The organism is Pseudomonas sp. Irchel s3f19 (genome assembly GCF_900187555.1).
Taxonomy (GTDB): Bacteria; Pseudomonadota; Gammaproteobacteria; order Pseudomonadales; family Pseudomonadaceae; genus Aquipseudomonas; species Aquipseudomonas capeferrum.
The window spans coordinates 203,203-215,447 of record NZ_FYDW01000009.1 but is presented as its reverse complement, the minus strand read 5'-3'; the positions used below and the strand labels follow the sequence as shown (position 1 = coordinate 215,447).

At 64.0% G+C, this 12,245-nt stretch carries 8 protein-coding genes; 3 read left to right on the top strand and 5 right to left on the bottom strand.

Translation table 11 applies throughout. The annotated features are described in order from the left end of the window. Positions 1–76: 76 nt before the first annotated feature. Complete coding sequence (locus CKW22_RS20295) at positions 77–595, bottom strand: IS3 family transposase (protein WP_033698080.1); 519 nt, start codon at positions 593–595, stop codon at positions 77–79. Positions 596–755: 160 nt separating this feature from the next. After that, positions 756–2,219 (bottom strand): glyceraldehyde-3-phosphate dehydrogenase, encoded by a 1,464-nt coding sequence (locus tag CKW22_RS20290; protein WP_033700399.1) that lies wholly within the window; start codon positions 2,217–2,219, stop codon positions 756–758. Between the two features lie 167 nt (positions 2,220–2,386). Here CKW22_RS20290 and mfd point away from each other — a divergent pair, with 167 nt between their 5' ends. Genes mfd through CKW22_RS20275 form a run of 3 tightly spaced genes read left to right on the top strand, consistent with a single transcriptional unit; the run spans position 2,387 to position 9,767 of the window. Next, positions 2,387–5,836, top strand: coding sequence for a transcription-repair coupling factor (gene mfd / locus CKW22_RS20285; protein WP_033700401.1), 3,450 nt, complete (start codon positions 2,387–2,389; stop codon positions 5,834–5,836). Between the two features lie 9 nt (positions 5,837–5,845). Beyond that, complete coding sequence (locus CKW22_RS20280; protein ID WP_033700403.1) at positions 5,846–6,418, top strand: CsiV family protein; 573 nt, start codon at positions 5,846–5,848, stop codon at positions 6,416–6,418. A 1-nt stretch (position 6,419) separates the two neighbouring features. Then, positions 6,420–9,767 carry a DEAD/DEAH box helicase gene (locus CKW22_RS20275; RefSeq protein WP_084213350.1) on the top strand — a complete coding sequence of 1,116 codons (3,348 nt, stop codon included), beginning with the start codon at positions 6,420–6,422 and terminating at the stop codon, positions 9,765–9,767. A gap of 111 nt (positions 9,768–9,878) precedes the next feature. Here CKW22_RS20275 and nagZ read toward each other — a convergent pair whose 3' ends face one another. From nagZ to CKW22_RS20260, 3 genes are read right to left on the bottom strand one after another with little or no spacing between them, the layout of a single operon-like run. After that, positions 9,879–10,877 carry a beta-N-acetylhexosaminidase gene (gene nagZ / locus CKW22_RS20270; protein WP_177326498.1) on the bottom strand — a complete coding sequence of 333 codons (999 nt, stop codon included), beginning with the start codon at positions 10,875–10,877 and terminating at the stop codon, positions 9,879–9,881. A 22-nt stretch (positions 10,878–10,899) separates the two neighbouring features. Beyond that, on the bottom strand, positions 10,900–11,424 hold the full coding sequence (locus CKW22_RS20265) for a L,D-transpeptidase (RefSeq protein ID WP_033700407.1): 525 nt from the start codon (positions 11,422–11,424) through the stop codon (positions 10,900–10,902). Between the two features lie 40 nt (positions 11,425–11,464). Continuing rightward, on the bottom strand, positions 11,465–12,178 hold the full coding sequence (locus CKW22_RS20260; protein ID WP_033700410.1) for a TetR/AcrR family transcriptional regulator: 714 nt from the start codon (positions 12,176–12,178) through the stop codon (positions 11,465–11,467). Between the last annotated feature and the right edge of the window lie 67 nt (positions 12,179–12,245).

The window sequence follows — 12,245 nt, the reverse complement described above, 5'->3', positions numbered from 1 at the left end:
TAAAAAGTGCTGCGAGCCAGTCCGATCAGCCGCAGCAGGTCAGGCAAAGGGAATCTACGTTTGAGTTTGGAAACGATCAGGACTTTTTCGCCGGTATTCGTTCCTTTTCCTCGCGCAGAGCCTTGAGCTCCTTTAGGACAGCGTTCTCCATGCGCAGATACTCAAGCTCAGCCATCAGCTGGTCTCTGGGCTTTTGCGAATCGTCGGTATCTGTGGGCTTTGCTGGTTTAATCTTCTTCAACACTTTAATCGGCTTTTTCTGGCGGATGACAGGGGCTACAGGGCTACCACTGTAGTACTGCCGCTGCCAGTTGCCTATCTGCGAGGACTGGCCGAGGCCAAAATGCGCAGCGGTTTGGCGAAGAGAGAGACGATGCTCGTGCATGTGGCTCAGCACTTGGCGCTTGAAGTCGTCGTCATAGCGCTGCCCGTGCGAGCGCGGACTAAGGCTGGACTTGCTCTGATAGCTGGAGACCCACCGGCGCAGCAGACTGACGTCGATACCGAAACGCTGGGCTACTTTTCGGAAGCCATCGCTACCATCTAGGTAGGCTGAGATGGCTGTGAGTTTGAACTGCTCTGTGTATTTTCCCATCGGTCCCCCCAAGGGTTGGATTTTTTGTCCAACTTCTTGGGGGCAGTCCATCCTGTAGGAGCGGGCTTGCCCCGCGAAGAGGCAGCCCGGACAACACAATAGTCAGGACAAAAAAACGGGAACCCGAAGGTTCCCGTTTTTTCATTGCCTTACAAGCGAATCAGCGCGGAAACGCTGGCGGGTTCACACCGGCCATGTCTTCCATCACGCGAACCACCTGGCAGCTGTAACCGAATTCGTTGTCGTACCAGACGTACAGCACAACGCGGTTGTCATTGCAGATGGTGGCTTCGGCATCAACCACACCGGCGTGGCGCGAACCGACGAAGTCGGTGGAAACCACTTCCTGCGAGCTGACGTAGTCGATCTGCTTGTGCAGGTCCGAGTGCATGGCCGTCTGGCGCAGGTACTCGTTGATCTCTTCGCGGGTGGTGGCCTTTTCCAGGTTCAGGTTCAGGATGGCCATCGAGACGTTCGGCGTCGGCACGCGAATGGCGTTGCCGGTCAGCTTGCCTTTGAGCACTGGCAGCGCCTTGGCGGCAGCAGTGGCGGCACCGGTCTCGGTGATGACCATGTTCAGCGGCGCGGCGCGGCCACGGCGGCTGCCCTTGTGGAAGTTGTCGATCAGGTTCTGGTCGTTGGTGAACGAGTGAACGGTTTCGACGTGACCATTGATGATGCCGTACTGGTCGTTGACAGCCTTCAGCACCGGCACGATGGCGTTGGTGGTGCAGGAGGCGGCCGAGATGATCTTGTCATCAGCAGCGATTTCGCCGTGGTTGATGCCGTGCACGATGTTCTTCAGCGCGCCCTTGCCAGGTGCGGTGAGGATCACGCGGGCAGCGCCCGGGCAGGCCAGGTGCTGGCCCAGGCCGTCGGCATCACGCCATACGCCGGTGTTGTCGACGATCAGCGCGTTGTCGATACCGTACTGGGTGTAGTCGACTTCGCTCGGGCTCTTGGCGTAGATAACCTGGATCAGGTTGCCGTTGGCGGTGATGGTGTTGTTGGCTTCGTCGATGGTGATGGTGCCATCGAACGGGCCGTGCACCGAGTCACGGCGCAGCAGGCTGGCACGCTTGACCAGGTCGTTCTCGGCGCCTTTGCGCACGACGATGGCACGCAGACGCAGGCCATCGCCACCACCGGTCTTCTCGATCAGGATGCGCGCCAGCAGGCGGCCGATACGGCCGAAACCGTACAGCACGACGTCGGTGCCTTTACGCGCCGAAGCGTTCTGCTGGCCAACCACGTCGGCCAGTTCTTCACGCACGAACTGCTCGGCGCTGCGGCCGTTGCCTTCTAGCTTGAACTTGTTGGCCAGCTTGCCCAGGTCGACCGAAGCGGCGCCCAGTTTCAGCTCGCTCATGGCCTTGAGCAGGGGGAACGTCTCGTGGACAGACAGTTCGGTCTCGTCGGCCTGACGATGACGCGCAAAGCGGTGTGCTTTGAGGATCGAGATAACCGAACGGTTGATCAGGCTGCGGCCATAAATCGAGCTCACCACGTTGTTGTTGCGGTAGAGCTGACCGATAAGCGGGATCATCGCTTCAGCCAACGCTTCACGATCAATCCACTCACCAAGACACTGGTCGGGCTTCTGAGTCACGGGAACCTTCCACATGTAGGGACAGAAAAAAGGGGCTACATTATGACGCCCCAACGCGGAACGGGCAATGAGCGCCTGTCGCGGCAGCCAGAGCCAGTGTTCATGGCCTTTGGAGCCTGACAGCGGGCACCGGCACCGGTACAATCGGTCTCTTTGCCGCAACGCTTGGAGTGCAATCTCCCGTGTCAGTTCTGCGCCTACCGCAACTGTCGGCCACGGCCGGCAAACAAACCTGGGGCAACCTGCCCGGTGCCGCCCTCAGCCTTGCCATTGCCGAAGCCGCCAGCAGCGCTGGCCGCTTTACCCTGCTGCTGACGGCAGACAGCCAGGCCGCCGACCGTCTGGAACAGGAGCTGCGCTTCTTTGCCCCAGACCTGCCGGTGCTGCCCTTCCCCGATTGGGAAACCCTGCCCTACGACCTGTTCTCGCCACACCAGGACATCATCTCCCAGCGTATTGCCAGCCTGTACCGGCTGCCGGAGCTGAGCCACGGCATCCTGGTGGTGCCGATCACCACCGCCCTGCATCGCCTCGCGCCGACCCGCTTCCTGCTGGGCAGCAGCCTGGTGCTGGACATCGGCCAGACCATCGACGTCGAGCAGATGCGCACGCGCCTCGAAGCCAGCGGCTACCGCTGCGTCGACACGGTGTACGAGCATGGCGAGTTCGCCGTGCGCGGCGCCCTCATCGACCTGTACCCCATGGGCAGCAAATTGCCCTACCGCATCGACCTGTTCGATGACGAGATCGAAACGCTGCGCACCTTCGACCCCGAGACCCAGCGCTCGATCGACAAGGTCGACTCGGTGCGCCTGCTGCCGGCGCGCGAGTTCCCGATGCAGAAAGAGGAAGTGACCCGCTTCAAGGCCCGCTTCCGGGAGCGCTTCGACGTCGACTTCCGGCGCAGCGCGATCTTCCAGGACCTGGCCAGCGGCATCATCCCGGCCGGCATCGAGTACTACTTGCCGCTGTTCTTCGAAGAAACCTCGACCCTGTTCGACTACCTGCCCAGCGATACCCAGGTGTTTTCCCTGCCCGGTGTCGAGCAGGCGGCCGAGCACTTCTGGAACGACGTGCGCGGGCGCTACGAAGACCGCCGTGGCGACCTGAGCCGGCCATTGCTGCCGCCTGCCGAACTGTTCCTGCCGGTCGAAGACTGTTTCGCCCAGCTCAAGCAATGGCCGCGGGTGGTGGTCAGCGCCGAAGACGTCGACCCTGGCGTCGGCCGTGAGCGCTTCCCGGCACGCGCCCTGCCGGACCTTGCCATCGAGGCCAAGGCTAATCAGCCGCTGGCCGCGCTGGCCGGGTTCCTCGACCAGTTCCCCGGGCGGGTACTGTTCACCGCAGAATCGGCGGGCCGTCGCGAAGTACTGCTGGAACTGCTCGAGCGCCTCAAGCTGCGCCCACACACCGTCGAAGGCTGGACCGACTTCATCACCGGCTCCGAGCGCCTGGCGATCACCGTCGCGCCGCTTGACGAGGGCCTGGTGCTGGACGACCCGGCCATCGCCCTGGTGGCCGAGAGCCCGTTGTTCGGCCAGCGCGTGATGCAGCGCCGGCGCCGCGACAAACGTGGCGAAGCCGCCAACGATGCCGTGATCAAGAACCTCACCGAGCTGCGCGAAGGCGCGCCGGTGGTGCACATCGACCATGGCGTGGGCCGCTACCTGGGCCTGGCGACCCTGGAGATCGACGGCCAAGCCGCTGAGTTCCTCACCCTGGAATACGCCGAGAACGCCAAGCTTTACGTGCCGGTGGCCAACCTGCACCTGATTGCCCGCTACACCGGCAGCGACGACGCCTTGGCGCCGCTGCACCGGCTCGGCTCCGAGGCCTGGCAGAAGGCCAAGCGCAAGGCCGCCGAACAGGTGCGCGATGTCGCTGCCGAACTGCTCGACATCTACGCCCGCCGCGCCGCCCGCAAAGGCTATGCCTTCGCCGACCCGGCCGCCGACTACGCCACCTTCAGTGCCGGCTTCCCCTTCGAGGAAACCCCCGACCAGCAAAACGCCATCGAAGCCGTGCGCGCCGACATGCTCGCGGCCAAGCCGATGGACCGCCTGGTGTGTGGCGACGTGGGCTTCGGCAAGACCGAAGTGGCCATGCGTGCGGCCTTCATCGCCGTGCACAGCGGCCGCCAGGTGGCGGTACTGGTGCCTACTACCCTGCTCGCCCAACAGCACTACAACAGCTTCCGCGACCGCTTCGCCGACTGGCCGGTAACCGTCGAAGTGATGAGCCGCTTCAAGTCGGCCAAGGAAGTGGCCAGCGCTGCGGCAGACCTTGCCGAGGGCAAGATCGACATCCTCATCGGCACCCACAAGCTGCTGCAGGACGATGTCCGCTTCAAGGACCTGGGCCTGGTGGTGATCGACGAAGAGCACCGCTTTGGCGTACGCCAGAAGGAACAGCTCAAGGCGCTGCGCAGCGAGGTGGACATCCTCACCCTGACCGCCACGCCGATTCCACGCACCCTGAACATGGCCGTGGCCGGCATGCGCGATCTGTCGATTATCGCCACGCCGCCGGCGCGACGCCTGTCGGTGCGCACCTTCGTCATGGAGCACAACAACAGCACGGTCAAAGAAGCACTGCTGCGTGAACTGCTGCGCGGCGGCCAGGTGTATTACCTGCACAACGATGTGAAAACCATCGAAAAATGCGCCGCAGACCTCGCCGAACTGGTGCCGGAAGCACGCATCGGCATCGGCCACGGGCAGATGCGCGAGCGCGAGCTGGAACAGGTGATGAGCGACTTCTACCACAAGCGCTTCAACGTGCTGATCGCCTCGACCATCATCGAGACCGGCATCGACGTGCCCAGCGCCAACACCATCGTCATCGAGCGTGCCGACAAGTTCGGCCTGGCCCAGCTGCACCAGTTGCGCGGCCGGGTCGGGCGCAGCCACCACCAGGCCTACGCCTACCTGCTGACCCCGGCACGGCAGAAGGTCAGCAGCGACGCCGAGAAACGCCTGGAAGCCATCGCCAATACCCAGGACCTGGGGGCCGGTTTTGTTCTGGCCACCAACGACCTGGAAATCCGCGGCGCCGGCGAACTGCTTGGCGAAGGCCAGAGCGGGCAGATCCAGGCCGTGGGCTTCACCCTCTACATGGAAATGCTCGAACGCGCCGTCAAGGCGATCCGCAAGGGCAACCAGCCGAACCTGGAGCAACCGCTCGGTGGCGGCCCAGAGATCAACCTGCGCCTGCCAGCGCTGATCCCCGAAGACTACCTGCCCGATGTGCATGCACGGCTGATCCTCTACAAGCGCATCGCCTCGGCGGCCGACGAAGAGGGCCTCAAGGACCTGCAGGTCGAGATGATCGACCGCTTCGGCCTGCTGCCCGAGCCGACCAAGAACCTGATGCGCCTGACCTCACTCAAACTGCAGGCGGAAAAGCTCGGCATCAAGAAAGTCGATGCCGGCCCCAACGGCGGCAAACTCGAGTTCGAGGCCGAAACACCGGTCGACCCGCTGACCTTGATCAAGCTGATCCAGGGCCAGCCCAAACGCTACAAATTCGAAGGCGCCACCCAGTTCCGCTTCCTGGTCCCGATGGAGCGCCCCGACGAACGTTTCAACACCCTTGAGGCGCTGTTCGAGCGCCTGACCCCACAGCCTGCCTAAGGAAGATCCATGCGTGCCATCCGTTGCCTGACCCTGCTGCTGGCGCTGTTCGCGCCAACAGCCTTCGCCGAAGGGGTGTATCAGGTAGAAATGATCCTGGTGCGGCAAAACAGCGTGCCCGCCTTCACCAGCCCGTTCGCGCCCGAAAACTGGCGCGCCGACGGCAACCCCCTGGACAAGGCGGCCGAGCGCCCGCTGGGCCTGGAGGACGAGGTCACCCGCCTGCAGGCCACCGCCGACTACACCGTGCTCATGCACAAGGCCTGGCAGCAGCAGGCCGGCAGCGAGCCCAGCCGCATCGCCCTGAGCGAGGGTGAAGAGCAGTTCGGCCACTTCCCCATCGAAGGCAACCTGAGCATCGCCGAAGGCCGCTTCATTGCCGTGCAGGCCAACTTCTGGGTCAACCAGCTCGACAGCAACGGTAGCGTGCTGCGCAGCGAGCAATTCAAGCAGAGCAACAGCAACGTCAAGGCCGGCCAGCTGACCTTCCTCGACGGCGGGCACCTGGCGGTGCTGCTGAAGGTGACCCCGGCCGGGATGCGCAAACTGCCGGCGCTTGACCCGGAGATGATGGAGCAGTGATGTGAGCGAGAGCGATGCGCAGTTCTTCGTCCGCGAGCATGACGGGTGGACGTTCACGTTTGACCGCAAAACCCTGCAGCGCGGCCTGGATTATGCCGAGGATGGCAGGAGCAAGATCGTATCGATCCTCGACCTGACCATCCGCGCTCAATGTGCGGGTTCCGGCGGCCGCGAATACCACCAACGCATCGAACTGGACATGACCGAGGACGGCCTTGAATGCGAGGGAACGTGCTCGTGCCCGGTCGGTGACAATTGCAAACACTGCGCGGCGGCGCTCTATGTGCTGGAACGTGGCCCGGACTTTATCGAAGGCGCGCCAGACCAGCCCCTTGCTGCCACGCAGTCAGCGCAGCAATCCCTTGAACTGCCCCCCGAACTCGCGCACTGGGTGGAGGCGCTGGAACTACCAGCAGCACCCACTGCGGAGCCTGCCAAGCGAAAAGGCCCCGCACTCTACTACGTGGTGAGCAACAACCATGGCCAATGCATGCTCAGCGTTTTCAAAGGCACCCGGCAGGCCGATGGCACCTTGAAGCTGGGCCGCCCCAGTTCGATGCCCGAGCTCATCTACTACACGCCCAAATACGTGACCGATGAGGACTTGCGCGCACTCCGGCTGATCGATGCCCTCGGCAAGGATTACAGCCTGCCGATTGCGCGACTGGAAGGCAAAAAGGGCGCCGAACTCTATGAGTATGCGCTGGCCACCGGCCGCTTGCTGTACGACGAACAACAGGCTCCACTGGCCCAAGGCCCGGACCTGCCTGCCGAATTTCGCTGGGTGCGACTGGACAACGGTAGCTATCGCGGCGCCTGGCACCATGATGAACATGCCCACCGGTTGGCACTGCCGCTCGACCCACTCTATTACGTGGACACCCAGAACGGGCAGACCGGCAAGCTGCTGCATGACCTTGACCCGTTCATTGCCAGTCAGTTGGCGAGCGCCCCCACGGTTCCCGAGCACCTGATCATTCCGTTGAGCCATCGCTTGAATGCGCTGAACCGGCAGGTGCCGACCCCCACAACCGTGCGCAGCGAACAGATCGATGACATCCAGCCGCGCCCTCACCTGACCTTGGGCAGCCTCGAATTCAGCGCCTACATGCCCAAGACCGGCCGCATGCAGCGCCAGATGCAGCACCGCGCCGCGCTGTCGTTCGACTACGATGGCCTGCGCACCAGTGGCAACGACGACAAGCCACTGACCCGCCTGGTCGATGCCACCAGCCAGCGCATTCGCCGCCAGCCCAAAGCCGAGCAGGCACTGCGCAAAGCCTTGCGCGACCTGGGCTTCAAGGCCGCCACCCGGCAGAGCAAAGCCCTGCCCGACAGCGCCGGTGAGATGCACCAGTTGCCGGATGACGAGGCCTGGCTGCACTTTGCCCGCAACGACTTGGCGCGCCTGCGTGAAGACGGCTGGGTGATCGATATCCACCGTGATTTTGCCTTCAACCTGCAAGAGGTGGACGACTGGTACGCCAACATCGACGAAGCCCCCGGCCATGAATGGTTCGACCTGGAGCTGGGCATCGTGGTCGATGGCCAGCGCCACAGCCTGCTGCCGATCGTGCTGCAGTTGCTGCGCAGCAACCCGGAGCTGCTGCGCGCCACCGAACTGGCCCGGCGCAGCGATGACGAACACCTGCTGATCGACCTCAACCGCGGCCGCCTCGACAGCCCTGCGTTGCGCGTCGCCCTGCCCTACGGCCGCATCAAGGCCGTCATGGGCACCCTTGGCGAACTGTACCTGCATGAACACGCCGCAGGCCCCTCGCTGCGCCTGGACCGTGCAGATGCCGCGCGCCTGAACGAACTCGATCACCTGCCGTTGCACTGGGAAGGTGGTGCGCATGTGCGCGATTTGGGCAAGCGCCTGCGCGATGCGCGCGACCTGCAGGTCGCGCCGCCCACGCAGCTGAACGCCACCCTGCGCCCCTATCAGCAACAAGGCCTGAACTGGTTGCAGGCCCTGCGCGAAATGGGTACCGGCGGCATCCTCGGCGATGACATGGGCCTGGGCAAGACCCTGCAGGCCCTGGCGCACCTGCTGCTGGAAAAACAGTCCGGGCGCCTGACCGCCCCGGCCCTGGCTGTGATGCCGACCAGCCTGGTACCGAACTGGCTCGACGAAGCCCAACGCTTCGCCCCCGACCTGCGCGTGCTGGCGTTACACGGCCCGGGGCGCAGCAAGCATTTTGCCGCGCTGCACGACTACGACCTGGTCCTGACCACCTACGCCCTGGTACCCCGCGATCTCGAACACCTGCGCGCGCAGCCTTGGCACCTGCTGGTGCTCGACGAGGCGCAAAACATCAAAAGCAGCACCAGCAAGGCGGCCCTCGCCGTCTGCGAATTGCAGGCCGAACAACGCCTGTGCCTGACCGGCACGCCCATGGAAAACAACCTCGGCGAGTTGTGGTCGATCTTCCACTTCCTGATGCCTGGCTGGCTGGGCGACCTCAAGCACTTCAACCAGGCCTACCGGACCCCGATCGAACGCCATGGCGATACCGAGCGCCTGGCCCACCTGGCCAGCCGCATCCGCCCGTTCCTGCTGCGCCGAACCAAGGAGCAGGTAGCCACCGAGCTGCCTGCCAAGACCGAAATGGTCCACTGGGTCGAGCTCAGCGATGCCCAGCGCGACACCTACGAAGCCGTGCGCGTAGCCATGGACAAGAAGGTCCGCGACGAGATCGCCCGCAATGGCGCCTCGCGTAGCCAGATCATCATCCTCGACGCCCTGCTCAAATTGCGCCAGGTGTGCTGCGACCTGCGCCTGGTGAAGGGCGTTGAAACCAAGGGCAACCAGGCCGACAAGGGCAAGCTCGGGGCGCTTCTGGAAATGCTCGAAGAGCTGCTCAGTGAAGGCCGCCGGGTATTGTTGTTCTCCCAGTTCACCTCGATGCTGGCACTGATCGAGCAGGAACTGCAGAAGCGCAAAGTCCGTTACAGCCTGCTGACCGGCGACACCCGTGACCGCCGCACACCGGTGCAGGCATTCCAGCAGGGGGACAGCGAGGTGTTTCTGATCAGCCTCAAGGCAGGTGGCACCGGGCTGAACCTGACGGCTGCAGACACGGTGATCCACTTCGACCCCTGGTGGAACCCGGCAAGCGAGAACCAGGCCACCGACCGCGCTTACCGCATTGGCCAGGACAAGCCGGTGTTCGTGTTCAAGCTGATCACCCGCGGCACCGTGGAAGAGAAAATCCAGTTGTTGCAACAGGAGAAGGCGGCACTGGCCGCGAGCCTGCTCGATGGTGGGCAGGCAGGGCAGTGGCGGCTGGGGGATGAGGAGATCGAAGCGCTGTTCGCGCCGCTGCCTGGCAAGCGCGGGCGCTGAGCTTACGGCGTCCGCTTGGGGTTTACGGCGCCTTCAGAATCGAGCGCCGCGCGGGCGGCGCTCGATCTCCAATACACCTCAAGCCTCAAGACATGCGCCTCTTGGCCAAACTCAGTCGATCAACTGCGCCTCTTTCAAGGCCCCCAACGCCTCCAGCCAACGCGGCTGCTGGCGATAATCGGTACGCGCAAAGCCCTGCCCCTGCATCCGCGCAATGCGCGGCGAAGGCTTGACCTTGAGCCGCTGCGCCGCACTCAATGCCAGCTCCGCCGCCGCCCGGTCATTGCACACCAGGCCCATGTCGCAACCGGCGCTCAAGGCCGCCTCGATCCGGTTGGCGGCATCCCCGACCACGTGCGCACCGGCCATGGACAGGTCGTCACTGAAGATCACCCCGTCAAAGCCCAACTCGCCCCGCAGGATGTCCTGCAACCAACGCCGCGAGAAGCCCGCCGGCTGGTTGTCGACCTGCGGATAGATCACGTGCGCCGGCATTACCGCCGCCAGTTGCCCGCTGAGCCGGGTGAACGGCACCAGGTCCGCCTGGCGCAACTGCTCAAGGCTGCGCTCGTCAGTGGGGATGGCCACATGGGAATCGGCCTCGGCCCAACCATGCCCCGGGAAATGCTTGCCACAGGCCGCCATGCCCGCAGCGTTCATGCCACGGATAAAGGCCGCCGCCAACTGCGTGGCACGCTGCGGGTTACCTTCGAAGGCGCGGCTGCCGACCACGGCGCTGCGCTGGTGATCCAGGTCCAGCACCGGCGCAAAGCTCAGGTCCAGGCCTACAGCCAACACCTCGGTGGCCATCAACCAGCCGCATTGTTCCGCCAGGTACTCGGCGTTGTCGTTGTCGGCCAGCGCACGCATGGCCGGCAGGCGCACGAAACCTTGGCGCAGCCGCTGTACCCGACCACCCTCCTGGTCGACCGCCAGGATCAACTCAGGGCGAATCGCGCGGATCGACGCACACAGTTCGCGCACCTGGCGCGGGCTGTCGATGTTGCGGGCAAAAATGATCAAGCCGGCCACTTCAGGCTGGCGCAGCAGGTGACGGTCTTCGGCGGTCAGCCATTTACCGGCGATGTCCACCATCAGGGAGCCTTGCAGGCTGACGGTCATGGGAAATCCTTCATTGAAGACTTAAAGAAGCCCACTGGGGGCAAGCCGCCTGTTCGATGCGCACGCGGCAATGGGCCGGCACCCGGTCGAACAGGGCAAGCAAATCGGTGTTGTGCAGGCGAATGCAGCCATGGGACAGCGGCACGCCCAAAGGTTCGCTCAGCGGGGTGCCATGCAGGTAGATATAGCGCCGGAACGTGTCGACCGCACCCAGGCGGTTGACGCCCGGCTCGCAGCCACTGAGCCAGAGTATGCGGGTGAGCACCCAGTCACGCCCGGGGAACTGCGCCTGCAGCTCGGGCGACCAGACTTCGCCGGTCCAGCGCCGCCCGCGCAACACTGCGTTCAGCGGCAGGCCCGCGCCAATTTTTGCCCGCACCTGATGCAGCCCGCGCGGGGTGCAGCCCGAACCGTTGCGCTCGCCAGCGCCGTTGCGCGCCGTAGAAACCACCATGCGCACGCACAGCCGCCCCTGGGTGAACCCATAGAGGCACTGGTCGGCAAGGGATATGTGCAAAAAATCGAGATCGGGCATGGGCGCTAGCTTAGCCGAAGCGCCCTGCCCCGCCCAGCCTTCAGGCCTTGGCGGTGGTGGCGCTGGTGCTGGTCTTGCTGCGTGGGCGCAGCTGGGCCGCTGCCATCGCTTCGTCGGTAACCCCGCTGTCGGCGCGCATGCCCGCAGCCAGGAATGGCACCATCAGGCGCATGACCTGTTCGATCGAGGTATTGATGCCGAAATCGGTCTCGGCGATGGCACGCAGGGCCTTGATGCCGGACATGCTGAACGCGGCGGCGCCGAGCATGAAATGCACGCGCCAGAACAGCTCCAGCGGCGGCACCCGTGGTGCAGCCTCGTTGACCAGCAGCATGTAGCGGCGGAACACCTTGCCGTACATGTCTTCCAGGTAGCGGCGCAAGTGCCCCTGGCTCTGACTGAAAGCCAGCCCCAACAGGCGCATGAAGATGGACAGGTCGTTATTGCTGCGCGGCTGCACGGCCAGGGCCTGCTCGACGAGCATTTCCAACAGCTCTTCGAGGCTGGGCTTTTGCTCCGGGCGCGCCTGACGACGCTCCAGCTCACGCTCGAGGCTGGCACAGAACGGCCCAAGGAAGCGCGAGAACACCGCCTGGATCAGGGCCTTCTTGGAACCGAAGTGATAGTTGACCGCTGCCAGGTTCACCCCGGCCTTGCTGGTAATCAGCCGCAACGACGTTTCTGCAAACCCTCTTTCCGCGAACAACTGCTCGGCAGCATCGAGAATGCGTTCAACGGTTTCCGATTGGGCCATGATTATTCCGCCAGACAAACAGGTGTTTGAAACATACGTTTCAGTCCTGCTTCTGTCAAGGCTCGGT